Source organism: Streptomyces sp. NBC_00344, assembly GCF_036088315.1.
GTDB lineage: Bacteria > Actinomycetota > Actinomycetes > Streptomycetales > Streptomycetaceae > Streptomyces.
On record NZ_CP107996.1, the window covers coordinates 6,650,550 to 6,676,375 of the forward strand.

Here is a 25,826-nt window from a genome sequence, read left to right on the forward strand (position 1 = left end):
GGAAGACGTTCGAGGAGCCATCGGCTATGACGGAACACAGTGCCAGTGCCTACTTGTCTTACGCGGACCGGGTCTGGGCGGGTGAGGAGACACTGCTGGCCCACTTCACCGGAGAGCACGCCGGAGACGGTCTCGTGCCGCTCGGTGAGCGGACCGGATTCTTCCCCGCCTTCGCCAACGTGGCGGTGTTCGACACCGGGGACGGGCTGGTACTGGTGGACTCCGGGGATATCCGTACGGCCTCACAACTGCACCTGGCCGTGCGTCGCTTCTCGGCAGATCCAGTGCGCTCGGTCGTGTTCACGCATGGCCACGTGGACCACGTCTTCGGCGTCGGCCCCTTCGACAAGGAGGCCGAGGACGACGGCGCGGGACGCCCCGAGGTCATCGCGCACGAGGCGGTGCGGGACCGGTTCGACCGTTACCGGCAGACGGCCGGCTACAACACCTGGATCAACCGGCGGCAGTTCGGCGTCCCCTCCCTGGAATGGCCCACGGAATACCGCTACCCCGACACGACCTACCGTGACCGGCTGAGCGTACGCAGGGGAGTACTGACCTTCGAGTTGTTCCACGCGCGCGGTGAGACGGACGACCACACCTACGTGTGGATTCCGGAACTGCGCACCCTGTGCACCGGCGATCTGTTCATCTGGAACTCCCCCAACGCCGGCAATCCGCAGAAGGTGCAGCGCTATCCGGTGCAGTGGGCCCAGGCGCTGCGTGCCATGCGGGCGTTGGGCGCCGAGGTGCTGCTTCCCGGTCACGGGGTGCCGATCCGCGGCGCCGATCGCGTCCGACAGGCACTGGGGGACACCGCTGAACTGCTGGAGTCGCTGTGCGCCCAGACCCGCGAGTTGATGAACAGCGGTGCGCGCCTGGACGAGGTGCTGCACGCCGTGAAGGCGCCGGCCGGCCTCTTGGAGAAGCCGTATCTGCACCCTGCCTACGACGAGCCGGAGTTCGTCGTGCGGAATCTGTGGCGGCTGTGGGGCGGCTGGTACGACCAGAACCCGGCGAACCTCAAACCGGCATCCGAAGCCGCGCTCGCCACCGAACTCGCCGATGCGGCGGGCGGCGCGCGGACACTGTCAGGCCGGGCCGTGGAGCTCCTGGGCCGTGGGGAGCTGAGGCTGGCGGCACATCTGGCCGAGATCGCCGCCCTCGCCGCGCCGGCCGACCCCGAGGTCGCCCGGATCCGGGCCCAGGTGTACACGCGCCGGGCCGAGGAGGAGCCGTCGACCATGGCACGCGGCGTGTTCAACTGGGCAGCCGCCGAGTCCGCCGCCGTGGCGGAAGGGACGGACGTCGCGACGGAGCTGACACGCAGTACCGAGGGGCGCCGCCGGGCTGCGGGCGCCATCAGCGTGGGTGTCGTCGACGACGACTGTGGATGCGGAGCGCCGGACGACAGCCCGGTGAACGCGCCGTGAGGGATGTGACCGCGCGGGCAACGGCTGCCGCATCACGGCGCACCGGCGTGGCCCACGCATCGTCGGGCGGCCCGCAGGCGTGGGGGACGACCTGGCTGCTACTGGTTTTCATGCTGGTGAACTTTGCCGACAAGGCAGTCGTCGGGTTGGCCGGACCCGAGATCATGCAGGAGTTCGGTCTCACCCGACAGGAGTTCGGCACGGCCCAGGCCGCGTTCTTCAGTCTGTTCTCGCTGTCCGCGCTGGGTGTGTCGTTCCTGACCCGCACGATGCGTACCTCGGTGCTGCTCGCGGTGATGGCGCTGCTGTGGTCGGCTGCGCAGTTGCCCATGCTCTGGGGTGCGGCGGGTTTCGGAGTGCTGATCGCGACCAGGGCGCTGCTGGGTATCGCCGAGGGTCCAGCTGCGCCCGTGGCGGTGCACCATGTCCACGGCTGGTTCGGACAGCGGGAGCGCACCCTGCCGACCGCCGTCCTCATGGTCGGCGCTGCGGCGGGTGTCGCGGTGGCAGCGCCGGCCCTGGGCGCGGTGATCTCCCATTTCGGATGGCGTTGGGCGTTCGGCGTGGTGGGCATCGCCGGCCTGCTGTGGACGGCGGCCTGGTCGGCGAAGGGCACGGAGGGGCCGCTGGCCCCGCCGGTGGGCGTCGCGCGGAGCACGGAAAGCGACGGCATGGCGGGGGCGACGCTGCGTGCCGTCTTCCTCTCGGGCACCTTCGGCACGGCGGCGCTGGGCGCGTTCGCGGCCTATTGGGTGATGAGCGCCAAACTGACCTGGCTGCCCGACTATCTGCAAGCGGTGCTGGGGTGGGACCTCAGCCAGGCGAGTGCCGCCGTCGGTGGGGGCGCCGTGGCCAACGGTGTGGTGCTGCTGGCGCACGGGCTGCTGGCGCGCCGCTCATCGCGGCGTGGGACCAGGGGCCGTCTGCCGGCCGGGGCCGGTGCCGGGCTGCTGCTGATGGTCTCGGCGGGCGCCGTGACCGTGTTCGCCACCGTCGACGTCCCCTGGATAAGGATCCCGATGATGTTCGGCCCGATGGCGGCCGGGCTGGTGATGATCACCGCTGCGCAGACGGCCGCCGCCCGGATCACGCTGCCCTCCCAGCGTGGTGTCGTCCTCGGCGCCCTGGTGGCCGTCTTCGCTCTGGGCGGCACCGTGTCGCCCCTGGTCCTGGGGTGGATCGTGGACAGCGCCCCTTCTGTCACGGCCGGCTATCGAAGCGGCTGGCTGGTGACGGCAGCTCTGCTGCTGGCCACCGGCATCCTCGCAGCGCTTTTCATGCGCCCGGAGCGCGACGCCCAACGCCTGGGAGTGCCGCTGGGCCAGGACTCCGTCGTGCCTGGCCCGCACTGAGAGCCGTCATTCTCACCGTGCCCCGAGCCTGGCTGGGACGAGCTGCCGCCGCCCACGGACACAATGCACCCCGGGAAGGGTGGCCCTGACCGGGCCCGGACCACGACGAGCTCACCGTTCGCTCGGCGCGTGCAACTGGGCGAACTCGGCGGCGAGTACGCCCATCACGACGAGATCCTGGTGCCGACCGGCGGAGAACACACGATCCCGGAGGCGGCCCTCCTCGATGAAACCGAGCCGGCGCTGAAGTGTCAGCGATGCCTCGTTGTGCGCGAAGATCCGCGCTTCGCATTTGTGAAAGCGGCGCTCGTCGAACATGAAGCGCAGCAGCAGCTCCGCGGCTTCCGCCGCATATCCCTTCCGCCGGTGATCAGCGCCGATCGTGACGCCGTACTCGAACCAGCCCGCACGTGGATCGGCGTGGTGCGAACCGACAGCACCGACGGTTTCGCCCGTGCTGATGGCTTCGACCGCCAGCTGGAAGCAGTCGCCTTCGGGTCTGGCGGCCGCCTGTTCCTTCGCCCAGGAGCGGTAGCCTTCGGCGGAACGGGGCGGGTGCAGCAGAACTCCCAACCGCTCCTCTTCACCGGCGAAGCGCATGAACGCTGTCCAGTCGTAGGGCTCGATTCCGCGCAGGCGTACCCGTTTGCCGGTCCAGAACGATGTCATCCCCCATCAGATCACGCGGCAACGTGCGAGATCCGGACTTCGCAGACCCGTGAGAGCGTCTGTGACCCGGCACTTCGAGGCCGTCGGCGCCGTGCGGAGCGCGTCGTCCGGCGCTTCCGGAGGTGGTCGCGGGTGCCCGCCCCGGCTGCCTCGTCAGATGTCGTATTCGTCGGGGAAGCGCATGTTGGGGCCGCCGACTTGCAGACCGAGTGGGACAGCGCGTCCCTTCGGCTCTTCCCAGGCCTCCTGGCGGCCGAGCGCGCAAAGGTCGAGATAGTGGTAGCCGTTGTGGAACTCTTCGATGCCACGGCCGAACGTGGAGTAGGTGTGGAACACCTCGTCGCCGACCCGGAGGAAGGCACTGATGCCCGGCCAGTCGCCGCGCATGCTCGCAGTGAACGGCGTTCCGGACCCGTCGAGTTCGGCCTCGGTGCGGTGGAAGATCTGGACCGGTGCGACCCGTTCGTCGACGGTCGCATGGAAGTCGTAGTTGAAGTCGCTGCCGGCCGAGGAGTACCAGGGGAACGTCCAGCCCATCCGCTCGCGGAACGCGGCGAGCTTCTCGTACGGCGCCCGGGTGACCGCGACGAGCGTGGTGTTGCGGACGTGCAGCTGCCTCAGCCTGCCGATGCCGTCGGCGGCGGACGAGCAGCTGGAGCAGCCGGTGTCGCGGGGGTGTTCGGTACCGTCGGCGTCGACGTCGTGGGCCCACATGAAGTGATGCATCACCAGCTGCGGCCGCCCCTCGAACAGATCGAGCAGGCTCACCTCTCCGTCCGGTCCTCCGAACGTGTACGGCTTGTCGATCCGAACCATCGGCAACCGCCGGCGGTCGGCATTGACCCTGTCTCGCGCCCGGGTGAGCTCTTTCTCCTCGGCCAGCAGCCTCTTGCGCGCGGCCAGCCACTCCTCGCGCGACACCACCTCGGGCAGATTCCCCATCGACATGTGCGCCTCCAGAACTGATCTTCGCCGCACCTGGTTGCAGCAGAGACTGGTGGAAGAATGCAACCATTTCCGCAGTGGAGCTGTGCAGAAGGACATGCGGGTCTCGTTCCGATGCCCCAGAAGGGTCAGCGGGGCGCCGGCCCGGTCGGGTCCCGCACCGCGAGCTGAGTGGCCGGTTCCACGTGCAAGGTGTACACCGCATGCCGGCGCCCGCTGTCTCCGCCTGACGCAGACCGCCGCATCCGGCAGCTGGTGGAGCATCGCTGCCCTGTGACACTGCCGGTCGCGCGACACCGCAGCGGCCTCGCGACCGGGAGTCCGCCGACCGCGCGGGAACGCCGCTCCCCGGCGGACCTGGTCGGTTCGCGATGGTGCGCCTGATGCCGTGTCGGCTGTGGAGGAGGGCGGGCGCGGTTCGCGCGACTCGCAGTCCTTGACGGTGTCAGAGGCCGGAGTGTCCCCGGGCCGGCCCGGCGGGTCGGGCGCCGTGCAGCCAGGTGGCGCCGGCGGCCTTCATGTCGGCCTCCAGCTCACTGCCCCGGGTGGGGAAGGTGCGGCCGAGCGGAAAGCCGGACGCTTCGAGCAGGTAGGCCAGGGCGGCGTATTCGCGCGGATGGCGGCGCACGGCCTTCTCGTCGATGTCCTGGACGCGGGCCAGGAAGGTGAACGAGCTCATGTCGTAGACGCTCTGGCGGTGAACGATCCGCCATACGCCGTCGCGCTTCTCCACGCGGTCCCAGAAGCGATTGTGAGCGGTGCAGCCGAGATCCAGGGCGGTGTTCTCGGCCATGATCATGGCGTTGGTCTCCACCAGAGCCCGGTCGTCGCGGAAGGTGATCGAGGGGCTTGCCACCAGGTGCTTGGTGCGCAGGTCGGATGCGCCCATGCGCGCGGATCCGTCCACGAAGTCGTGGGCCGGCCCTTCGAACCAGGTGATCGCGATGGTGGCATCAGCGTGGAAGAGGCCCCTCAGCAGGTCCCACTCACCCAGGTCTCGATGTATCCAGCCGGTCATCAGGCCGGCGATGGCTGCGCGGTCCTCGATGCGTGTGTCCACGAGAGGCGCCTCTTTCAATTAGGAGACAAATTTGTACTCTAAATAAGAGTACGTGTCCCTACCGTTCGACGCGATTCCGGGCCTGCGGATATAACGGAAGGCGTGACCGCATCCCCCCGACCGTCCGTCCCGCCGACCCCTGCCACCTGTGACGGCGCAAGTGCGGGAGGCACCGGGGCAGCGCGCTCCGCTGCTGCGCCCACGCGTCGCCGGGGCGCCGTGCTGACCCGAGCGATCTTCGAGGCGACGTTGGAGGAACTGGCCGCAGGCAGTCTCGAGGAGCTGAGCTTCGACAAGATCGCCCCAAGGGCGGGGACCGGGAAGTCAGTGCTCTACCGCCGCTGGAGCACTCCCGCGGAACTGGTTCTCGCCGCATTGCGGGATCCGGTCGTCGGCCTCGGGAACCTGCACGTCCCCGATACCGGGACCCTGAGGGGAGACCTCCTTGCCCTGCTCACCGCTTTCGCCCAGGTGCTGGACGAACCGCGCGGCCGGGCGCTGCGGCCGTTGCTCACTCAGCGGGGCCGCCACCGCGAAGTCTTCGACCGTGTGATGGAGCTGGTCATCCGGCCGCACCGCGACGTCCTGCTCGACCGCTTGCATGTGGCCGCCGAGCGGGGCCAGGCCGATCCGCGGCGGGTGACTCGGCGCATCGCCTCGGTTGGCCCCCGCATGATCGTCGCCGAGTCCATGGAACAGGGAACGGTGCCGGACCACGAGGTACGCGCCATCGTCGACGAGATTCTGATGCCCCTCATCGCGGCGCCGGCACCGTCCGGAGGACCTCTTCCGCACTGATCCGCGGCACGCCGCGGGGCCAGGGCCGGGGCCGTTCCGCCGGGGTGTTCCGGCGGAAGCGTGGCCACACGGCGGGCACCGCAAGGGGAGCGGACGTACCGGCTGATCCTTTGAAGACTCTTGGGCTGCTCACAGGCATGGAAGGACGCAGTCCGGCAACGCGGCCATGGTGATAAGAATCGGATGGGTCGGTCTGCTGACGGTCGCAGCTCTTGCTGCGCTGGGCGCCGCCGTATGGATTTCGCCGTGGTGGTGGGTCGCGGGTGCCCTGCTGGCCCTGCCGGCCGTGTTGGGTATCTACGACCTGGTGCAGCGCCGGCATTCGGTGCTGCGCAACTACCCGGTCATCGGGCATGCCCGGTTCCTGCTGGAACGCATCCGGCCCGAACTGCAGCAGTACTTCGTGGAGCGGAACTTCGACGGCCGCCCTTTCGACCGTGATGTGCGCAGCATCGTGTACGAACGCGCGAAGGGCACCGACGCCGAGGAGCCGTACGGAACCGAGCGCGATGTCTATCAGCCGGGCCATGAGTTCCTGGTGCCGTCGATGTCGCCCTGCCCGGTACCGCAGACGCCCCCGAAAGTACGGGTCGGCGGGCCCGACTGCGCTCAGCCGTACGACATGTCGCTGCTCAACGTTTCGGCCATGAGCTTCGGCTCGTTGTCCGCGAACGCGATCCTGGCGCTCAACCGGGGGGCCGCTGCCGGAGGTTTCGCCCACGACACGGGGGAGGGCGGCATGTCCGAATATCACCTGCGGCACGGCGGTGACCTGGTCTGGGAAATCGGTACCGGGTACTTCGGATGCCGTACCGAGGAAGGCGAATTCGATGCCGGCAAGTTCGCCGACAAGGCTGCCCACTCCCACGTGAAGTGCGTTTCCCTGAAGCTGTCGCAGGGTGCCAAGCCGGGGATCGGAGGCGTGCTGCCGGGAGCGAAGGTCAATGCGGAGATTGCCCGGGTGCGGGGCGTGCCGCAGGGGCAGACCGTTGTCTCGCCTCCGTACCACCGGGTGTTCTCCACACCCCGTGAACTGGTTCGTTTCGTTGCGCGGATGCGGGAACTCTCCGGCGGCAAGCCCACCGGCTTCAAGCTGTGCCCCGGTTCGCGACGGCAGTTCCTGGCGGTGTGCAAGGCCATGCTGGAGGAGGGCACGACGCCCGACTTCATCATCGTGGACGGCGCCGAGGGCGGAACGGGAGCAGCTCCGCTGGAATTCGCCGATCATGTGGGCACCCCGCTCACCGACGGGCTGCTCACCGTGCACAGCGCACTCGTCGGCGCGGGGCTGCGGAGTCGGATCAAAATCGGCGCCAGCGGCAGGATCGCAACCGGCGCCGACCTGGTCAAGCGGTTGCTGCAGGGCGCCGACTACGCAAACGCGGCGCGCGCAATGATGTTCGCCGTGGGCTGCATCCAGGCTCAGCGCTGTCACACCAACACCTGTCCGACCGGGGTCACCACGCAGGACCCTCGTCGCGCACGGGCCCTGGACGTGGGAGACAAGTCGCTGCGGGTTCAGCGCTTCCAGGAGGCGACCGTGGCGAGCGCCCAGCAGATCATGGCCTCGATGGGCGTCGCGGACTCTTCGGAACTGCGTCCGCACATGCTGCAACGGCGCATTGACCCTTACACCGTGCGCTCCTTCGCGGAGATGCACGAATGGCTCGCTCCCGGCCAGTTGCTCGCCGAGCCGCCGAGTTCGTGGGCTGCTGACTGGCAAGCCGCCGACCCTGACCACTTCACTGTCTGACCTGGAGGATCCTGTGGCCCGTACCGTCGCCCGTCTCATCGTGGACGCGCTGAACGAACTCGGCGTACGCCAGGTGTTCGGCGTCGTCGGGGACGCGCTCAACCCCCTGACCGACGCAATCCGCACCACCGAGGACGTGGAGTGGGTCGGGTGCCGCCACGAGGAGGCGGCCGCCTTCGCCGCGAGCGCCCAGTCCCAGCTCTCCGGTCGTCTGGGTGTGTGCATGGGAACGGTCGGCCCCGGATCCGTCCACCTGCTCAACGGTCTCTACGACGCCGCGAAGAGCCGTACCCCGGTCCTGGCGATCGCCGGCCAGGTGCCCACGACGGAAATGGGCAGCGACTCCTTCCAGGAGGTGGACAACGATGCTCTCTTCGGCGATGTGGCTGTGTTCCGTGCGACTGTGACCTCGCCCGATCAGCTGCCGCAGCTGCTGGAGACGGCCGTGCGCAACGCGCTGGGCCACAAGGGCGTTGCCGTCCTCACCGTGCCCGCAGACATCGGGGGCCAGGAGGTGAGCGGCGACCGCAGGGCCCGGTTCTCCCTCAGCTCCACGGTGACACGGCCCGAGGCGGCCGCCGTGCGCAGTGCGGCCAGGCTGCTCGAAAGCTCCGAACGCATCACCCTGCTCGTCGGCCAGGGCGCCCGTGCCTCCCGGGACGATGTCATGACCCTGGCCGACCGACTGGCCGCCCCGATGGTGCTCACCCTGAAGGCGAAGGAGGGTTTCGAGGGTGCCGACAACCAGTTCCAGGTCGGACAGACCGGGCTGATCGGCAACCCGGCGGCCGCTTCGGCCATGCAGGACGCGGACACGCTTCTGTTGCTGGGCACGGACTTCCCCTACCGCGAGTGGTATCCGGACGGCCCGACCGTCATCCAGGTGGACACGGAACCCACGCACATCGGACGACGCGTCCCGGTCGAGGTGGGCCTGGTCGGTGACGTGGGCGCCACTGTGCGGGATCTGCTCGAGCAGCTGCCCGAGGGCGGCGCCCGTGATCGGGGACATCTGGACCACGCGCGAAAGCGTTTCGTGTCGTGGCGGGAGGGCCAGGCACGTCTGGCCGACCCGGCGCACGACAAGGAGTCGGTGGGACGGATCCGTTCGGCGCTGGACAACCCCGAGCACGGGATCCGGCCCGAGGCACTGGCGGCCGTCGTCGACCGGATTGCGGCCGAAGACGCCGTATTCACCTCGGACACCGGGATGGCCACCGTGTGGCTCTCGCGCTTCGTCGAGATGCGCGGCGCCCGGCGGTTGCTCGGCTCGTACAACCTCGGCTCCATGGCGAACGCCATGCCGCATGCGCTCGGCGCCCAGTGTCTGGACCGGCAGCGTCAGGTGGTGGCGTTCTGCGGTGATGGTGGCCTGAGCATGCTCCTCGGCGACCTCATGACGCTCAGGACGGGCGAACTCCCCGTCAAGCTCGTCGTCTTCGACAACCGCCGCCTCGGCATGGTCAAACTGGAGCAGGAACAGGCGGGCCTGCCGGAGTTCGGCACCGTGCTGGACAACCCCGACTTCGCGGCAGTGGCCACCGCCATGGGCATCACCGGAATCCGGGTGACCGATCCCGTCGATCTAGAGGAGTCCGTGCAGCGTGCCTTCAGTACGCCGGGGCCTGTTCTGCTCGACGTCCTCACGAACCCCGATGAGATCGCTGTTCCCGCCGAACCGACCGTCGGGCAGGGCTGGGGCTTCGCGGTCGCGAAGGTGAAAGAGATCGTGCGAGGCCGCGGTGACTCGGACGCGCGCTGATTCCGGCCGGCCTTGATCCGCAGGGGCGCCACTGCCGGTCTTCGTCCCTCGCGGCCCGGCCCGGACCGCCGGGCCGGCGAGGGTTCAGAGCCCCTCGTCCCAGGGCGGGATCCGCTCGACGTACGTGTCGTGCAACTCCTGTACCTCCCGCAGGCTCTGGGGCGGAACCTTGCCGTAGGTGATGCGCTCCAAGTGGCGGAAGTACTCGAACCGTTCGACGCCGGGGGCGATGACGATGAGGATGTCGGCGTCCTCGCCGGGGGCGGCGGCGAACGCGTGCGGGAGCCCGGGCGGTACGACGACCGGGTCGCCGCGCTCCACGGTGACGACCTGCTCACCGGAAAGGATCTGTGCGGTTCCGCCGAGCATGCAGAACAGTTCGGCGGAACCGGCATGACGGTGCGGTTTCGCACCGTCTGCCCCGCCCGTGAGGGTCACCCGCCGGGTGGGCAGCGCGCCGCCGGTCGTACTGCTGTAGGCCAGCAGCCGGACGGTGGTGGGCACCCGGCGACCGCTTCGGCGTCGGCGGAGCGGACCCTCACGGATTCGTCGAAGCCGGGCGGTCAGCGACACCTGATGACTCCCTGGGTGTGCATGCTCCGGTGAAGCCGATGACTCCTGCAGTTCGCGGTGGCTCCCGGGGGCGCAGGCGTGGCCCCCACGGTCGCTCGGCCACGGTTCACGCCGCGAAGAGCAGGACCGCGCTGATCAGGACCACCACAGCTGTCGCGAAGTGGATGCCGAACGCGACGCTTCTGGTGCCGCCGTGACGCAGCACTATCAGTGTGTCGCCCAGCGGCGCCACGGCAACGACAAGCATGAACCATGCTTCGGCGTGAACGCCGGCGAAGGCCAGCAGGACAAGACCCATCACCGCGAACGTGGTATCGCGGAGACCTTTGACCGTCAGGTAGGCGGGGTCGCCGTTCTCCTGTGCGGGAACGCCGTATCCAGCCGCGGCCGGCCCCGGCTGGAGCAGAAATCGCACACCGATGAACAGCACGAAGAGGTCGAGCACGATGGCGAGGCCTGAAGCGGTGGTGGTGAGCATGCCGGAACTCCTTGCTAGCGCCGCTAGGAACAACAGTGAAGCTAACAGAGCGCGGGCAATAATTCTAGCGATGCTAGAATTCTCTTCATGTCAGGGAGAGTGAGGCGACGCCGGCCGGACAAGTGGCTTTCCGGCCGGAGGATTCCGCACGGGTGGGATCTCCGGTGGAGCCGTCCGGGACATCCGCCGCACTGCCCGGCGCGCCTGGCGTTTCGCCGGAGATCTGCTGACCTTCGACTTCCGTGCCAATCTGGAGGAGTGCGCCGACGGCTGGCCACCGGTCAGTGAGGTGCCGCCCGTACGGGAGGATCCCCGACATGACCACAGCTCACGTCACACGGAACGACTCGGACAAGCACAGCGGATCAATGACGGCGGTGTCCGGCTGGATCACGTTCGCCGCGGTCATGATGATCTTCGGTGGCGTGATGGCGATATTCCAGGGAATCGCCGCCATCGCCAAGGACGACGTCTTCGTCACGACCCGCAACTACGCTTACTCGTTCGACCTCACCAGCTGGGGGTGGATCCACCTCGCCCTCGGTGTCCTGGTCTTTCTGGCGGGCCTCGCCCTGTTCCGCGGAGCGCTGTGGGCCCGCATCATCGGTGTGGTGCTCGCCTCGCTGTTGATGGTCGCCAACTTCATGTGGCTGCCGCACTATCCGCTCTGGGCCCTCGTGCTGATCGCCATCAACGCCTTCGTGATCTGGGCCCTCTGTACCGGACCCGGCCATAAGGCCCGGAGCTAGGGGAGCAGCGCACCCTTCCTCGTGCTTCCACCCTCGGCCGCCGTCTCGTGCTCACGAGGCGGCGGCCGACGTAGTGGACGGACGGCAGATGTACTGCGGACTCCGGTGAGCGGGCCGGAGCGCACCCGCCGGACACGGGGCCGATAAGTCTGGATCAGAGCTGATGCTATGTCAGGGCCGGCTCACACCTGACGGGTCGTTCCCGTGTTGCGCCGTTGGAGGGAGACCGCTGCCCCGGATGGGCGAGGGGGGCGAGCCACTGGCCATGGCCGGGGTGCCGCCGAGGAGGGTTGTATCCCGCTGCGGGTGTCCGGCCGATGACAGGAGAGATCAGTGACCTCAGCTGTGGGCGAGCGGCAGCGGCCGGTGCCGCCGATTCTCCGGGGACAGAAGGCACTGGTGACCGGGGCCAACTCCGGCATCGGCAGAGCTACCGCGATCGGTCTGGGCCGGGCGGGCGCCGATGTCGTCGTGAACTACGTGTCCGGGCGCGAGGCGGCTGAGGAAGTGGTCGAGGAGATCAAGTCCTCCGGTGTACGGGCCTACGCGCACGAGGCGGACGTCTCCCAGGAGGACCAGGTCGTCGGGATGGTCGACCGCATGGTGGGGGAGTTCGGCACCATCGACATCATGGTGGCCAACGCAGGGCTGCAGCGCGACGCCGCCATCACGGAGATGACCGCCGCCCAATGGCAGAAGGTGCTCGACGTCAACCTCACCGGGCAGTTCCTCTGCGCCCGTGAGGCCGCCAAGGAGTTCCTCCGCCGGGGCGTCGTACCGGAGGTTTCCCGGTCGGCCGGAAAGATCGTCTGTATGAGCTCGGTCCATCAGATCATTCCGTGGTCCGGCCATGTGAACTACGCAGCCTCCAAGGGGGGCGTCCTGATGCTGATGCAGACGTTGGCCCAGGAACTCGCACCGAAGAACATCCGGGTCAACGCGGTCGCGCCCGGCGCGATCCGCACTCCCATCAACCGCAGTGCCTGGGACACCGCCGAGGCCGAGGCGGACCTCCTGAGGTTGATCCCCTACCGGCGGGTCGGCGACCCCGAGGACATCGCCAACGCCGTGACCGTCCTGGCATCCGACCTGATGGACTACATCGTCGGCACCACCCTCTACGTCGACGGCGGAATGACGCTCTTCCCCGGCTTCGCCACCGGAGGCTGACCACACAGTGGAAGACCACGTCACCCACCGCCGGGTGGTCATCCTCGGCGGTGGCTTCGCCGGCCTCTTCGCCGTACGGGCCCTGCGCAGCGCCCCCGTGGAGGTCACCCTGGTCGACAGCTGCGCCCACCACCTCTTTCAGCCGCTCCTCTACCAGTGCGCCTCCGGCATCCTCTCCGAGGGCCAGATCGCCCAGCCGCTCCGGGCCGTCCTTCGCCGCCACCCCCAGGTGCGGTGCCTGCTGGCGACGGCCACCGATGTGGACGCTGCCGGGCGAACGGTCCGGGCGACGCGCCCGGACGGCGGCGCCCTCGAGCTGCCCTACGACGATCTGATCGTGGGGATCGGCGTGCGCCAGTCCTACTTCGGACACGATGAGTTCGCTCCGTTCGCCCCCGGCATGAAGACCCTGGAGGACGCGCTGGCGGTGCGGACCAAGCTCTACCAGGCGTTCGAGATGGCCGAGGCGAGCACGGATCCGCAGGAACGCGCGCAGTGGCTCACCTTCGCTCTGGTGGGCGGCGGCCCCACCGGGGTCGAACTGGCGGGCCAGATCCGGGAGATCGCCGGCCACACGCTCGAGAGGGAGTTCTCCACCATCGACCCCGGCCAGGCCCGGGTGCTGCTGTTCGACGGCTCGGACGGAGTGCTCGGTGCTTTCGGGCCGGTGCTCTCACGCAGGGCCGCTCGGACCCTGGACACTCTCGGTGTCGAAGTCCACCTGGAGTCGATCGTCACGCAGGTGGACGACCGGGGGCTGACAGCGCGTCATAAAAGTGGCGGAGTTCAGCGGGTGGAGGCCCGCACGGTGTTCTGGACGGCCGGGATCGAAGCACCACCGCTGGCGACGGCGCTGGCCCGGGCGACCGGTGCTGAGCAGGACAGGGCGGGACGCATCCGGGTTCAGCCCGACCTGACCATCGCTGGACATCCGGAGATCCGGGTGGTCGGCGACCTGATGAGCCTGGACAAGCTGCCCGGCCTCGCGGAAGTCGCGATGCAGAGTGGTGCGTACGCCGGCCGCAGGATCCGCCACGCCATCGAGGGAAGGACCCGCAGGCCGCGTCCGTTCCGCTATCTGGACATGGGAAGCGCGGCCTACATCTCGCGCGGCAGAGCCGTCGTGAAGAGGGGCCGGTTCCACGCCTCCGGGCTGATCGGCTGGCTGATCTGGCTGTTCATCCACATCGTGTTCCTCACCGGATTCCGCAGCCGGGCCGGCGCACTGCTCAGCTGGGCGGTGGTCTTCGCCTCCGGCGCGCGCCGCGAGCGTGCTTTCACCCCGGCGGCTCCGCAGATCTCCGCTGCCGGGACCGTTACCCCACCCCATCCACCGGCTGACCCTGCGGTCGTACGGCACGAGCCACCGAGGCACGCATGAGCACCACGGCACACCTGCTGGCGGACGCCCCCGCCCAGCTCCTGCCCGCGCGGGAACTGATGGCGTTCAGCCTCGCCACGCACATCATCCTGGTACCGCTGGGGGTGGCCCTGCCCTTCGTCACCCTGGTCATGCACTACCGGGGCCTGCGCAGGGCCGACCCGGTCGCGCTGCTGCTGGCCCGCCGGTGGTCCGCGGTGATGGCGGTCCAGTTCGCCGTCGGCATTGTCACAGGCACCGTGCTCTCCTTCGAGTTCGGGCTCCTGTGGCCCGGCATGATGGGCCGCTGGGGGGATGTGTTCGGCCTCGGATTCGGGGTCGAGGCATGGGCCTTCTTCCTCGAGGCGATCCTGATCGCCATCTACCTGTACGGCTGGCGCCGCCTCAGGCCGAGAACGCACTTCTGGCTCGGTGTACCGCTGCCGCTCGCCGCTCTGATGGGAGCGTTCGGCATCATCGCCGCCAATTCGTGGATGAACACCCCACAGGGATTCACCCTCGACAACCGCGGCAGACCCGTCGACGTCAGCGTCCAGCAAGCCGTCTTCACACCGATGTTCGGCCCGCAGTACTGGCACTTCGCCGTCGCGATGTTCCTCACCGCCGGCTACGTGGTGGCCGGTGTGTACGCGGTCGGCTGGCTGCGTGGACGACGTGATCGTTACCACCGTCTCGGGTTCACCGTGCCGTTCACCATCGCGGCGATTCTCACCCCGGTGCAGTTCGTGCTGGGCGACAACATCGCGCGGCAGGTCTTCCAGAAGCAGCCGGTCAAGTTCGCCGCCACCGAACTGGTCTGGGACACGGACAAGCAGGTGCCCGAGTACCTGTTCGGCCGGCTGCGGAAGGACGGCAGCGTCAGCGGCGGCATCAAGATTCCCCAACTGGATTCCATTCTCGCCGGGTTCAGCCCGAACACGCAGGTGACGGGCCTGTCATCGGTCGCAGCCGACGAGCGCCCCACGGTCACCCAGGCGACCATCGCGCACTGTGCCTTCGACATCATGGCGACCATCGGAAGCGCCCTGATCGCGCTGGCACTCTGGTACGCCTGGTGCTGGTGGCGGCGGCGCGACCTGCCGAAGTCCCGGTGGTTCTTCCGGAGCGCCGCCGTCGCCGGAGTCGCGAGCGTGGTGACCGTTGAATGCGGCTGGATCACGACCGAGGTGGGCCGCCAACCCTGGATCGTCTACCGGAACATGCGGGTTTCCGAGGCGGTCACCCCCACCTCCGCATCCTCGCTCTGGGTCGTGTTCGGCCTCGTCGTCGTGGTCTACGTACTGGTCTTCGGCGCGTTCCTCGGCGTGCTGCTCACGATGCGCACCCGCTGGCGGCTGGCCGACTCGGGCTCCGCACGGGCACTCGCCGAGATCCCGGAGACCGCAACGCCGTACGGCCCCCGTCCGGAACCGGCCGTCGGCGCACCGGGTGTCCGCCGAACACCCGGGGGCGATCGGTGACCGCGAACGTCGTTGCCTGCATCCTGCTCGCCGTGATCGCCGCCTACGCCTGCGGCGGGGGCGTCGACTACGGCGCGGGCTTCTGGGACCTGCTCGCCGGCGGGGCCGATCGCGGGAAACGAGCGCGCTGGCTGATCGACCACGCCATGGCACCGGTCTGGGAGGTCAACAACGTCTGGCTCATCTTCGTGCTCGTCCTCATGTGGACCGGCTTCCCGGTGTTCTTCCAGACGGTGTTCACCGCGCTCTGGCTGCCGCTGGCCCTGGCGGCCGTCGGCATGGTTCTCCGTGGTGCCGGGTTCGCGCTGCGCAAACCCACCCGGCGACTCGCCGAACGCCGGATCTACGGAGCCGTGTTCGCCATCTCGTCACTGGTCACACCCTTCTTCCTGGGCACTGCCGTCGGCTCGGTGGCCTCCGGACGCGTCGCGCCCGGTACCGCCGCGTCGGCCGATGCGTGGGCCAACACCACATCGTTGATGGCCGGACTGGTCGCGGTGACGGCCACCGCCTTCCTGGGTTCGGTGTTCCTCGCTGTGGACGCCCGCCGCTTCGACGCGCCCGACCTGTTCGGCTACTTCCGGCTCCGGGCATGGATCAGCAGCGCAGCCCTGCCGGTCATCGGTGTGATCGGCCTGACCGTGACCGACCCGCACGCCGCCCACGTCCATCACGGGCTCACCCACGGCCCGGGGCTCGCCCTCGTGCTCATCGCCGGTGCGGCCGTGGCGGTCACCGCCCGGCTGGTGGCAGGCGCCGGCGCCGGGTGGGCCCGATACAGCTCGGTGGGTGCGGTGGCGCTGCTGGTCGCCGCCTGGGGGCTTTCCCAGCGGCCCTACCTGGTGCCCACCTCGCTGACCGTTCAGCAAGGCGCCGGAGCGAGCGCCCCGCTCCAGTGGATGCTCATCGTCGCGGCCGTCGCCCTGGTGCTGATCGGCCCCGCCCTGGTCGTGCTGTACCGCCTCGACACCCACGGTGTCCTGGAACCGCTCACCGACGAGGACGTTGCGGAATGACAGCTGGCCCCGGCGAACGGTGACGAGGATCCGTGACCGGCTGCTGCCAGGTCCCGGGCCGGCCGGATCATCCACCGGCTCACCGGGTGATACGGGGTTCAAGAGGAGCTGCAATGACATCCAGTGAGGTACTGATCGGGATCGGACTGATCGTGGCCCTCGCCGTCGGCGCCCAGGTGCTGGCGAACCGGCTGCGTGTACCGGCGATCCTCCTGCTGCTGCCGGCCGGATTCATCGCCGGCATCCTGACCGACGACGTCGATCCCGAGAAGCTGCTGGGCGCCGCGTTCTCCCCGCTGGTCTCGCTCGCTGTCGCTGTGATTCTCTACGACGCCGGCCTCGGGCTGGATCTGAGTCGCTTCAGGGGACACACCCGCACGGTCGTGGTCAGGCTCATCTGGCTCGGGGCACTTACCACCTGCGTATCGGCCGCGCTGCTCGCCGTCCCCATCATGGACATGTCGCTTGGTGCGGCCGTGATGCTGGGTGCGATCCTCGTGGTCAGCGGCCCGACCGTCGTCGGGCCGCTGCTCAACTTCGTCCGCCCGAGCGAACGGCTGCAACGCATCCTCGTCTGGGAGGGCACCCTGATCGACCCGCTCGGCGGCATCCTCGGCGCGTTCGTCTTCCACGGTGTCCAGGCCTACGGTCAGCACGGACTGAGCAGCCAGCTGGGCAAGTTCAGCGGCAGCGCAGCGGTCGGACTGGCCGGCGGCGCTGCCGGCGCCGCTGTGCTCTGGCTGCTGCTGCGTCATCTCGCCCTGGACGAGATGCTCGGCACGACGGTGCAGCTTGCCACCGTGGCCGCGGTGGCAGCGTTCTGTGACGCGTTCCGGGATGACACCGGCCTCATCGCCGCCGTCGTCATGGGCATGGCTCTGGCCAATCTGCCCGGGCTGGACATCCCGGCACGCCGGCCCTTCTTCGAGACGCTGGTCTCACTGACCATCGGGCTGCTGTTCGTCGCCATCTCCGCCACCGTCACCCCGGAGTCGCTGCGCCATGTGGTGCTGCCAGCCCTGGGCCTCGTCGGCGCACTCGTTTTCGTGGTCAGACCGCTGGTGGCGTTGGTGTCCACTGCCCGCACCGATGTTCCGTACCGGGAAAGGTGGTTCATCGGGTGGATGGCACCACGGGGCATCGTCGCCGCGGCGACCGCCTCCACCTTCTCCGTCGCGCTCGTGCAGGCCGGCATCGGGGGAGCAGAGAAGATCCTTCCGGCCACCTTCCTGGTGATCGTCGCCACTGTCATGCTGTACGGCCTGACCGCTCTTCCCGCAGCGCGGATTCTTGGCGTACGGCGTTCGGCACGGTCGCGGCCGCTGCTGGTCGGCGGCGATCCCTGGGTCGTGGAGCTGGGGGGCGCTCTGCGCACGGCGGGCCTGGACGTGCTCGTGTGGGCAGGCCTCGACCGGCAGCGCCGGAGCATCACGGATGCCGGTCTTGAGCTCGCGCCCGGGGAACTTCTCGCTGCCGCCACCGGTGCGGGAGCCGAGCTGGAAGGCATCACCGATGTACTTCTGCTCACCGGGGAGGACGACTTCAACGCTCTCGCATGCATGACCCTCGAGGAGACGGTGAAGGGGCCCGTCCACCGCTTGCGGCCGCCCACGGACAGCCATGGTGTGGTCGCCCCCTACACGGGTGGTGAGGCGCTGTTCGCCCCCGGCCTGAACCGGCCTGAACTGGTTCGCCGGTACGCGGGAGGCGCTCGGATCATCACCCACTCGTTCGACGGGGCCATTCCCGCCGGACACGACATGCTGTTCCTGGTGCGTGCGGACGGACAGCTCACCGCTGTCACCGGGACCACTGTGCCGGTGCCCGCGGGAGGCGACATCGCCATCCTGCTCTCGCCCCCGGCGGTGTCCCCTTCGTAGGTGCCCGCAGGGATCCTCTCCCGGCGTTTGTGCAGGTCCTGCCGGTTCTGCGTACCCACGAACATCGCTTCTCGGGTGGGTGTCAGCCGCGCTGCCGGTCGAGGGCCTCGTCCAGGGTGCAGGCCGCCGAGATGAGCGACAGATGAGTGAAGGCCTGCGGGAAGTTGCCCAGCTGCTCGCCGCTGGGGCCCACCTCCTCGGCGAACAGTCCCACATGGTTGGCATAGGTGTGCATCTTCTCGAAGGTGTACCGGGCAGGGCGCAGCCGCCCGGCCCGGGCCAGTGCGTCGACATACAGGAAGGTGCAGAGGCTGAAGGTGCCTTCGGAGCCGCGCAGGCCGTCCGGGGATGCGGCCGGGTCGTACCGGTAGACCAGGCTGTCGGACACCAGCGTGCGGTCCATCGCATCCAGGGTGGACAGCCAGGACGGGTCGCGGGGAGCCACGAATCCGACCCGGGGCATCAGGAGCAGCGAGGCGTCCAGGACGTCGTCGCCTCCGTAGTGCTGCACGTAGGCCTGGCTCGACTCGCTCCAGCCGCGCTCCATGACCTGCTCGAGGATGGCGTCACGGGCCTTCGTCCAGCGGTCGGTGTCGGCGGGCCGTCTGAAGTCCGAGGCCAGCCGCAGGCCGCGGTCGAACGCGGCCCAGCACATCACCCGGCTGTACGTGAAGTCCTGTCGCCCGCCACGGGTCTCCCAGACGCCCTCGTCCGGGCGGTCCCACGAATCGGCCAGCCAGTCCAGGGTGCGGGACAGCTCCTTCCAGCCCCGGTAGCCGGTCTGCATGGCGACCTCACGGCCCTCCGAGAGGGCGTAGAGCGCCTCGCCGTAGATGTCCAGCTGCAACTGGTCGGCCGCTGCGTTGCCCAGCCGCACCGGGGCGGAGCCGCGATAGCCCTCCAGGTGACCGAGTATCTCCTCGCCCAGGAGAGGTTCGCCGTTGACCCGGTACATGATCTGGAGCGGCTCGCCGTCCTTGCCTGCACTCTCGCGAAGCCGGTCGCCGAGCCAGTGCGTGAAGGCAGTGGCTTCCTCGACGAAGCCCAGGTCGAGCAGCGACCGGACGGAGAGCGATCCGTCGCGTACCCAGGTGTAGCGGTAGTCCCAGTTGCGTTCACCGCCGATCTGTTCGGGCAGGCCCATGGTGGCCGCGGCGACCGGCGCGCCGGTGGGTGCGTAGGTGAGCAGCTTGAGCGTGATGGCGGAGCGATTGACCATGTCACGCCAGCGGCCGCGATAGTGGGAGCCACGGACCCACTTCTGCCAGAAGTCGGCCGCGTCCCACAGCTGCTGGGTGATCCCGTCCTCGGTGGGCGGCGGTGGAGCCTCACCGTCTGCGTCGCAGACGGTGAGAACGACCGCTGCCGCCTCCCCGACGTGCAACGTGAACGTACCGCGCAGATCGTTGCCGTCACGCTCCAGCGGAACGGTGCTCTGCAGGTACGCGGTCACGCCCGGCGCCCGGAACACGGCAGCGCCGGGTCTCAGGTCGAGTTCGTGGGTGGCCCGGCCGTAGTCGAATCGTGGTCGGCACTCGAGACTGAAGCGAACGGTTCCGCGCACGGTACGCACCGTGCGGGCCAGGGTGTGCCGGTCGGTCGCGGTACGCCTGGTGATCGGTGGCATCCAGTCGATCACCTCACCGACCCCGTCCGGAGACATGAACCGGGTGACCAGGAGGGCGGTGTCCGGGTAGTAGAGCTGCTTGCAGGTCGCCTGCGGATCGTCGGTTCCGACGCGGAAGTACCCGCCGCGGTCGTGGTCGAGCAGGGCGGCGAAGATGCTGGGGGAGTCGAAGCGGGGTGCGGCGAACCAGTCCACGACACCTCGCGAGGTCACCAGTGCCGCGCTCTGCAGGTCGCCTATGAGGCCGTGCTCGGCAATCGGCGGGTAGCGGTCCATGAGTGTCCCCCGGATCGGAGAGGTCCCTTGGCTTCACTATCGGCCAGGACCGGCAGGTGCGCCCGTCGTGGCGGGCGACCCGGCAGATCGCCTGCCCGAGCTCTTTCGGACGCTCTGGATTGGTGGACGGTCTGCGCGTGGCGTCGGCGCCGAGGGCCGGTCTCTCTGAGGGATCCTGCAAGGGCCGGCAGCCGCCACTGGCGGCCGGAGGCCGTGGAGGTTCAGGATTGGACGTGATCCGTGTCCGCGTGGTGAGCCCACCGGACATCACCGAGCGGGTCCTTGCGTTTCTCTCTGGCGACCCCTCGGTCCTCAACCTCGTGACACAACCCGGCGCCGCGCGCCACCCGGGCGGCGACGCCATCGCCTGCGACGTGCTGACCGGTGCGGCGAACGAGGTCCTTCGGGCCCTGCGTGCACTGCATCTGGACGAGCGGGGCTCCATCGTCATCGAGCCGGTGGACATGGCCTTCTTCGGCCGGGATGCCAAGGCGGGGGCGCAGAGGATGGGTGTGCTCACCCATGCCCCGGTCTGGGAGGAAGTCGAGGCGCGGATCCGCTCACTGGGCACGTATGCGCCGAGTTTCTACCTCTACCTGGTTGTCGCCGGGCTCATCGGCGCGGTCGGGATTGTCACCAACTCCCAGATTCTGATCGTCGCGGCGATGGTCGTCGGCCCCGAGTACGGAGCCATCGTCAGCATCGCTCTGGGCATCGATCAGCACGACGGCAACCGGATCCGCCAAGGGCTTCTCGCGCTGCTGAGGGGCTTCTCCCTGGCCATCGTCGTCACGTTTCTCTTCAGCTTGCTGATCCGCGCATGCGGCTTCGAATCGGACGCGTTCAGCCTGGGCGTGCGACCGGTCTCCCAGCTGATCAACACGCCCAACTTCTTCTCCTTCGCCGTCGCGGGGCTGGCCGGCGTCATCGGCGTCGTCTCGCTCACCGAGGCAAAGACGAGTGCCCTGTTGGGGGTGTTCATCTCGGTCACGACGATCCCCGCAGCCGCGGACATTGCGGTCTCCGTCGCCTTCACCAGCTGGAGCGAGGTCCGGGGCTCGCTCGTCCAGCTGTTCGTCAACATCGTCGTGCTCATCGTGATGGGCACCGCGACACTCCGCTGCCAGCGGGCGATCTGGCGCCGGGTCGGCGCCCGGCGTGATCCGAGTGCCCGGCGGTAGCGGCGCCCTCCCGGCGAGCTGAGCTGTGGGAATGACGATCGGTGAAACGCCGGACAGGCTGGGCCGAAAGCCCCGGTGGCGCCGTCCGCCCGTGGTAGGACATGCGCGAGGCTTGTCGACCGACGCGTTTCAGATGGCTTCCGATGCTGAGGAGACGATGAGCATGTCGGCCACCCCAGGACCGACCGCCGCCCCCGGCCGGACCGCGACCACAGCCCCGGATCCGCTGGCACTGGTCCGTACGCGCGGTTACGCGGTGCTGCTGGTGATGGCGGCGCTTCTCGGCATCCCGATTTCCGCGGTGGCGTTCGGCTTTCTGGCTCTCGTCTCCGAACTCCAGTCGCTGACCTACACCGACCTTCCCCGGGGCCTCGGATTCCACGGAACACCTTCCTGGTGGCCGATTCCGCTGCTCGCCGTCACCGGGCTCCTGGTGGCCCTTTCCATCCGCTACCTGCCGGGGGAGGGCGGACACAAGCCGGCCGAGGGCCTGGCCGCCAAGGGTGCGCCGTCGTCGGCAGAACTGCCCGGTATCGCGATCGCGGCGCTGGCTTCCCTGGCAGGAGGTGTGGTACTCGGGCCCGAGGCGCCGCTCATTGCGCTCGGCGGCGGCCTCGCTGTCTTCGCCGTCAGGGCGGTGAAGCGTGACATCCAGCCGAACGCGATTGCCGTGCTGGCAGCCGCCGGGAGCTTCGCGGCCATCAGTACGCTGCTCGGCTCGCCGCTGCTCGGCGCGTTCCTCCTGATGGAGGCGGCCGGTCTCGGTGGAGTGATGATGGGAGTCGTCCTGGTGCCGGGCCTTCTCGCTGCCGGAGTGGGCGCACTGATCTTCACCGGCCTGGGGTCATGGACCGGCCTCGGCACCTACTCGCTGACCCTTCACCATGTGCCGCACGCCGACCGCCCCGACATCGTCGCATTCGGCTGGGCACTCGCCGTCGGGGTGGCGGCGGCCCTCACCGGGGCAGGGGTACGCAGGGCCGCCCTCTTCCTGCAGACACGGGTCGAGCGGCAGCGGATCGTGGCCACCGTGCTGAGCGGTGCGCTCGTGGGAGTGATCGCGCTCGTGTACGCCGAGTGGACGGGCAACAAGGCGTCCGGAGTGCTCTACTCCGGCCAGAGTGCCCTGGGCCCGTTGCTGGCCGGTCAGGCCAAGCAGACCGCGGGCGCTCTGGTGGTACTCGTGATCTGCAAGGCGCTCGCCTACAGCCTTTCGCTCAGCAGCTTTCGCGGCGGGCCGGTATTTCCCTCAATGTTCGTGGGGGCAGCGGGAGGTCTGGCCGTGGCGCATCTTCCGGGCCTCGACACGACGTCCGGCTTCGCCATGGGCCTCGGAGCGATGTGCGTGGCGATGCTGAAACTGCCGATGACGGCGGTGCTGCTGGCCACGCTGCTCCTGGGCGCAGAAGGCCTCACCGTGATGCCGCTCGTCATTGTCGCGGTCGTGGTCTCCTACGTCCTGTCGCTCCGGCTCACCCCTGTGCCCGGACCGGCGCAGGACCGGGCCGGCTCAACCCCGTGAAGACCACCGTGGGCACGATGGTTCGGGCAGGTTCCTGGAACGCCTGCACGCTCTTCACTGCCGGTTCGCACGAGGCACCGCGAGCAGGGTCAGAGCTGCGGCGGCCAGCCAGAGGGCGGCGGCGAGTACGCCGATGTGGTGCAGGCCGTCCGTGAACCGCCCGGCGGCGGCGGTGTCCTGCACCATCGCTCCGAAGACCGCGATGCCCAGGGCGCCACCCGCCTGACGAGCGGTGTTGTTGACCCCGGAGGACAGTCCCGGAAGTTCCGGGGGGCCGGCCTGGAGGGAGGCGGCGACCACGGAGGGTGTCAGCAGCCCCATCCCGAGCCCCAGTCCGAGCAGAGCGGGAACGAGCCGTAGGGAGGAACTTCCGGGGCCGATGGACAGCAGACTCGCGGCGCCCGTGGCGCCGAGCAACAGACCGGCGAGCATCGGCGGCCGGGGGCCGAACCGAGCGGCCAGGCGTCCGGCGAAGGGCGCGCACACCGCGAGCGGGACAAACAGCGGCAGCAGCAAGGCGCCGGCGGACAGCGCGTCGTGGCCCCGCACCTGCTGCAGATACAGCGTCACCACGAACACCGTACCGATGCCGACGAAGTTCATGGCGGCCGCGACCGTGTTGGCGCCCACGAAGTCCAGCCTGCGCAGCAGCGCCGGAGGCAGCATCGGGTTCGGCGCACGTCGTTCCCACGCCGCCAGGGCGGCCGCGCCGGCCACCGCGACCCCGGCAGCGGTCAGAGCCCGTGCCGGCGCCCCCGCGCGGCCCACGCTGATCGCGCAGTAGACCAGCGCCGTCAGAACCACGGCCGACGCGAGCACGCCAGGAAGGTCGAAGTGGCTGCTGCGGGAGGGTTCGTCCTTGCGCACGACGCGCAGGGTCAGTGCGAGGGCGGCCACCACGACAGGCAGGTTGATCAGGAAGACGGCGCGCCATCCGCCGGCCGCGGTGACCAGGACTCCGCCCAGGAGCGGCCCGGCGGGCAGCGCCAGTGCCGAGATCCCGGCCCAGATGCCCAATGCCTTTGCCTTCTCGGCTCGTTCAGGAAAGGTGCGATTGACTACGGCGAGAGTGCTGGGAAGCAACAGTGCGGCCGACAGGCCCTGGCCGGCGCGTGCGGCCACCAGGGCGGCGGAGTCCGGGGCGAGGCCGCACATCAGCGAGGCCGCCCCGAAGAGAGCGAATCCCAGCACAGCCACGTTCCGGTGCCCCCACCGGTCACCGGCAACCCCCGCGCCGAGCAGGAACGCGGCCAGAACCACCGTGTAGGAGTCGACCACCCATTGGAGTCCCGCCAGGTCGGTGTGGAGCGCATCGCCGATGTGGGGCAGAGCCACGTTGACAACGGTCACGTCCAGCTGGACGAGGAACATGCCCGCACACATCACGGTCAGGACCACTGAGCGCGGGGCGGTGGGGGCCGTACGTGCTGGATGCGAGAGGGGAGTGCCGGGCGATGAGGACATGTCGCCATCGTTACGCACATACCGTTCGGTGCAGGCCGAATCGTCGGCGGCAGAGGATCGTGCCGAGACCGCCTCCCGCTGGAGCCGCATCTCCACCTCGTCAGGTCAACAGGTGTTCGCGGGCCCGTCCGGGTGGAGGCGCCGGTCCCGGAGCGAATCGAGTAGCCGCCGTTCTTCATCCGTCAGCACGAGTGCGCCCGCTGCCACGTTGTCGACGAGGTGTTCCGGGTTGCCGGTCCCGGGGATCGCCAACACATGGTCGCCCTGCCGCAGGATCCATGCCAGACGGACCTGCGCGGGTGAGACGCCGTGCGCGCGGGCCACAGTGTGAACCTGGTCGTGCTCGGCCCTGACGGCTCCGGCCTCGCGTCCCTCCCCGGCGATGGCGAAGAAGGGCACGAACGCGATGCCGCGAGCCGCGCATGCCCGGAGCATCTCGTCTCCGCCGGGCGCGTCGATGCCGAAGCGGTTCTGGACGCATACCACGGGGGCGATCTCCTGGGCCTGGGCCACGTGCTCCGGTCGGGCGCCGGAGATGCCGAGATGCCGGATGAGCCCGGCGCCGCGCAGCTCGGCAAGAGCACCGAAGTGCTCACTGATGGAATCCTGGCCCATGAGGCGCAGGTTGACCACGTCGAGGTGGTCGCGGCCGAGTTGACGCAGATTCTCCTCGACCTGACCGCGCAGTTGGTCGGGCCGCGCCGGGGTGCCCCACTCGCCGTCGGCATCCCTCGCCGGGCCGACCTTGGTGACGATGACGAGGTCGTCCGCGTAAGGCGCCAGCGCCGAGTTGATCAGTTCGTTGGCGGAGCGCAGCCGGGAGAAGTAGAAGGCAGCGGTGTCGATGTGGTTGATGCCGAGTTCGACCGCACGGCGGATGACACCGATTGCCTGGCCGCGGTCGCTGGGTGTGCCCTGGTGGAAAGCTGCGCTGCCTGTCAGGCGCATCGCGCCGAAGCCCATCCGGTTGACCTCCAGGTCACCGAGCAGCCACGTGCCGGCAGCGTCCGCAACGAGCGGGTGCGACGTCATCTCTTCCCTCAACTCCATCCGATCGGCCACCACCGGTCGACGACTTGAGACGCGGCGGTCCTGGAGTATGGGCGGGTGACATGTCTGGCGGGAAGGTACGGAGCATCGGGGGAATGTCACAGGGTGACCGGGAACCCCGCACACGCAGTCCGAGTTGTAACTGGTGATGCCTCGGCCCCGCGCTCTCCCTTGTCAGGAACGGATCCTGATGAGGCGCGTGGCAGTCGTGAGACGGCTGAAGACGT

At 69.1% G+C, this 25,826-nt stretch carries 20 protein-coding genes and 1 pseudogene; 13 read left to right on the forward strand and 8 right to left on the reverse strand.

Translation table 11 applies throughout. The annotated features are described in order from the left end of the window. Positions 1–26 precede the first annotated feature (26 nt). Both OHS16_RS30075 and OHS16_RS30080 read left to right on the forward strand, forming a co-directional pair. Positions 27–1,433, forward strand: coding sequence for an alkyl sulfatase dimerization domain-containing protein (locus tag OHS16_RS30075; RefSeq protein WP_328540394.1), 1,407 nt, complete (start codon positions 27–29; stop codon positions 1,431–1,433). A 110-nt stretch (positions 1,434–1,543) separates the two neighbouring features. Continuing rightward, the gene (locus OHS16_RS30080; RefSeq protein ID WP_328540395.1) at positions 1,544–2,785 is read left to right on the forward strand and encodes an MFS transporter; all 1,242 of its coding nucleotides are present in this window, start codon (positions 1,544–1,546) and stop codon (positions 2,783–2,785) included. Positions 2,786–2,896: 111 nt separating this feature from the next. Here the strand turns inward: OHS16_RS30080 and OHS16_RS30085 are convergent, their stop codons facing one another. From OHS16_RS30085 to OHS16_RS30095, 3 genes are all read right to left on the reverse strand, one after another. Beyond that, positions 2,897–3,454 carry a GNAT family N-acetyltransferase gene (locus OHS16_RS30085; protein ID WP_328540396.1) on the reverse strand — a complete coding sequence of 186 codons (558 nt, stop codon included), beginning with the start codon at positions 3,452–3,454 and terminating at the stop codon, positions 2,897–2,899. A gap of 153 nt (positions 3,455–3,607) precedes the next feature. After that, positions 3,608–4,402: a DUF899 domain-containing protein gene (locus OHS16_RS30090; RefSeq protein ID WP_328540397.1), complete on the reverse strand. Its 795-nt coding sequence runs from the start codon at positions 4,400–4,402 to the stop codon at positions 3,608–3,610. 442 nt (positions 4,403–4,844) lie between these two features. Next, positions 4,845–5,459, reverse strand: a complete 615-nt coding sequence (locus OHS16_RS30095) for a nuclear transport factor 2 family protein (protein ID WP_328540398.1) — start codon at positions 5,457–5,459, stop codon at positions 4,845–4,847. A gap of 219 nt (positions 5,460–5,678) precedes the next feature. On the opposite strand from OHS16_RS30095, the gene OHS16_RS30100 reads away from it, so the two are divergent. The 3 genes from OHS16_RS30100 to OHS16_RS30110 all read left to right on the forward strand — a co-directional run bounded on the left by OHS16_RS30100 (position 5,679) and on the right by OHS16_RS30110 (position 9,772). After that, on the forward strand, positions 5,679–6,257 hold the full coding sequence (locus OHS16_RS30100) for a TetR/AcrR family transcriptional regulator (protein WP_328540399.1): 579 nt from the start codon (positions 5,679–5,681) through the stop codon (positions 6,255–6,257). A gap of 169 nt (positions 6,258–6,426) precedes the next feature. Then, positions 6,427–8,010: an FMN-binding glutamate synthase family protein gene (locus OHS16_RS30105; protein WP_328541039.1), complete on the forward strand. Its 1,584-nt coding sequence runs from the start codon at positions 6,427–6,429 to the stop codon at positions 8,008–8,010. A 13-nt stretch (positions 8,011–8,023) separates the two neighbouring features. After that, complete coding sequence (locus tag OHS16_RS30110) at positions 8,024–9,772, forward strand: thiamine pyrophosphate-dependent enzyme (RefSeq protein ID WP_328540400.1); 1,749 nt, start codon at positions 8,024–8,026, stop codon at positions 9,770–9,772. Between the two features lie 84 nt (positions 9,773–9,856). Here OHS16_RS30110 and OHS16_RS30115 read toward each other — a convergent pair. Together OHS16_RS30115 and OHS16_RS30120 are read right to left on the reverse strand one after the other, a co-directional pair. After that, positions 9,857–10,314, reverse strand: a pseudogene (locus tag OHS16_RS30115) (cupin domain-containing protein). 137 nt (positions 10,315–10,451) lie between these two features. Further along, the gene (locus tag OHS16_RS30120; protein ID WP_328540401.1) at positions 10,452–10,823 is read right to left on the reverse strand and encodes a DUF4267 domain-containing protein; all 372 of its coding nucleotides are present in this window, start codon (positions 10,821–10,823) and stop codon (positions 10,452–10,454) included. Between the two features lie 317 nt (positions 10,824–11,140). Between OHS16_RS30120 and OHS16_RS30125 the strand changes: the two genes are divergently transcribed. The 6 genes from OHS16_RS30125 to OHS16_RS30150 all read left to right on the forward strand — a co-directional run bounded on the left by OHS16_RS30125 (position 11,141) and on the right by OHS16_RS30150 (position 18,479). Then, positions 11,141–11,572: a DUF7144 family membrane protein gene (locus OHS16_RS30125; RefSeq protein WP_443042719.1), complete on the forward strand. Its 432-nt coding sequence runs from the start codon at positions 11,141–11,143 to the stop codon at positions 11,570–11,572. 375 nt (positions 11,573–11,947) lie between these two features. Then, positions 11,948–12,742 (forward strand): SDR family oxidoreductase, encoded by a 795-nt coding sequence (locus tag OHS16_RS30130; RefSeq protein ID WP_328541041.1) that lies wholly within the window; start codon positions 11,948–11,950, stop codon positions 12,740–12,742. Between the two features lie 7 nt (positions 12,743–12,749). After that, positions 12,750–14,123 carry an NAD(P)/FAD-dependent oxidoreductase gene (locus OHS16_RS30135; RefSeq protein WP_328540402.1) on the forward strand — a complete coding sequence of 458 codons (1,374 nt, stop codon included), beginning with the start codon at positions 12,750–12,752 and terminating at the stop codon, positions 14,121–14,123. Beyond that, the gene (locus OHS16_RS30140) at positions 14,120–15,583 is read left to right on the forward strand and encodes a cytochrome ubiquinol oxidase subunit I (protein ID WP_328540403.1); all 1,464 of its coding nucleotides are present in this window, start codon (positions 14,120–14,122) and stop codon (positions 15,581–15,583) included. Before OHS16_RS30135 ends, OHS16_RS30140 begins: the two co-directional genes overlap by 4 nt. Then, the gene (locus tag OHS16_RS30145) at positions 15,580–16,599 is read left to right on the forward strand and encodes a cytochrome d ubiquinol oxidase subunit II (protein WP_328540404.1); all 1,020 of its coding nucleotides are present in this window, start codon (positions 15,580–15,582) and stop codon (positions 16,597–16,599) included. The genes OHS16_RS30140 and OHS16_RS30145 overlap by 4 nt, the downstream gene beginning before the upstream one ends. Positions 16,600–16,712: 113 nt before the next feature. After that, positions 16,713–18,479, forward strand: coding sequence for a cation:proton antiporter (locus OHS16_RS30150; RefSeq protein WP_328540405.1), 1,767 nt, complete (start codon positions 16,713–16,715; stop codon positions 18,477–18,479). Positions 18,480–18,561: 82 nt separating this feature from the next. Here the strand turns inward: OHS16_RS30150 and OHS16_RS30155 are convergent, their stop codons facing one another. Next, a complete protein-coding gene (locus OHS16_RS30155; RefSeq protein WP_328540406.1) occupies positions 18,562–20,382 on the reverse strand; it encodes a glycoside hydrolase family 15 protein in 1,821 nt (606 codons plus the stop codon). 227 nt (positions 20,383–20,609) lie between these two features. Between OHS16_RS30155 and OHS16_RS30160 the strand changes: the two genes are divergently transcribed. After that, complete coding sequence (locus tag OHS16_RS30160; protein ID WP_328540407.1) at positions 20,610–21,563, forward strand: DUF389 domain-containing protein; 954 nt, start codon at positions 20,610–20,612, stop codon at positions 21,561–21,563. Between the two features lie 163 nt (positions 21,564–21,726). Beyond that, positions 21,727–23,085 (forward strand): chloride channel protein, encoded by a 1,359-nt coding sequence (locus tag OHS16_RS30165; RefSeq protein ID WP_328540408.1) that lies wholly within the window; start codon positions 21,727–21,729, stop codon positions 23,083–23,085. Between the two features lie 54 nt (positions 23,086–23,139). On the opposite strand, the gene OHS16_RS30170 is transcribed toward OHS16_RS30165, so the two are convergent. After that, the gene (locus OHS16_RS30170; protein ID WP_328540409.1) at positions 23,140–24,549 is read right to left on the reverse strand and encodes an MFS transporter; all 1,410 of its coding nucleotides are present in this window, start codon (positions 24,547–24,549) and stop codon (positions 23,140–23,142) included. A gap of 105 nt (positions 24,550–24,654) precedes the next feature. Then, a complete protein-coding gene (locus OHS16_RS30175; RefSeq protein WP_328540410.1) occupies positions 24,655–25,581 on the reverse strand; it encodes an oxidoreductase in 927 nt (308 codons plus the stop codon). Positions 25,582–25,826 lie beyond the last annotated feature (245 nt).

What these genes read in the sequence shown, in the direction of transcription:
- OHS16_RS30075 (WP_328540394.1), top strand. Translation starts at nt 27, where the DNA reads ATGACGGAACACAGTGCCAGTGCCTACTTGTCTTACGCGGACCGGGTC.
- OHS16_RS30080 (WP_328540395.1), top strand. Translation starts at nt 1,544, where the DNA reads ATGCTGGTGAACTTTGCCGACAAGGCAGTCGTCGGGTTGGCCGGACCC.
- OHS16_RS30085 (WP_328540396.1), bottom strand. Translation starts at nt 3,454, where the DNA reads ATGACATCGTTCTGGACCGGCAAACGGGTACGCCTGCGCGGAATCGAG.
- OHS16_RS30090 (WP_328540397.1), bottom strand. Translation starts at nt 4,402, where the DNA reads ATGTCGATGGGGAATCTGCCCGAGGTGGTGTCGCGCGAGGAGTGGCTG.
- OHS16_RS30120 (WP_328540401.1), bottom strand. Translation starts at nt 10,823, where the DNA reads ATGCTCACCACCACCGCTTCAGGCCTCGCCATCGTGCTCGACCTCTTC.
- OHS16_RS30125 (WP_443042719.1), top strand. Translation starts at nt 11,141, where the DNA reads ATGACCACAGCTCACGTCACACGGAACGACTCGGACAAGCACAGCGGA.
- OHS16_RS30140 (WP_328540403.1), top strand. Translation starts at nt 14,120, where the DNA reads ATGAGCACCACGGCACACCTGCTGGCGGACGCCCCCGCCCAGCTCCTG.
- OHS16_RS30150 (WP_328540405.1), top strand. Translation starts at nt 16,713, where the DNA reads ATGACATCCAGTGAGGTACTGATCGGGATCGGACTGATCGTGGCCCTC.
- OHS16_RS30155 (WP_328540406.1), bottom strand. Translation starts at nt 20,382, where the DNA reads ATGGACCGCTACCCGCCGATTGCCGAGCACGGCCTCATAGGCGACCTG.
- OHS16_RS30165 (WP_328540408.1), top strand. Translation starts at nt 21,727, where the DNA reads ATGTCGGCCACCCCAGGACCGACCGCCGCCCCCGGCCGGACCGCGACC.
- OHS16_RS30170 (WP_328540409.1), bottom strand. Translation starts at nt 24,549, where the DNA reads ATGTCCTCATCGCCCGGCACTCCCCTCTCGCATCCAGCACGTACGGCC.
- OHS16_RS30175 (WP_328540410.1), bottom strand. Translation starts at nt 25,581, where the DNA reads ATGACGTCGCACCCGCTCGTTGCGGACGCTGCCGGCACGTGGCTGCTC.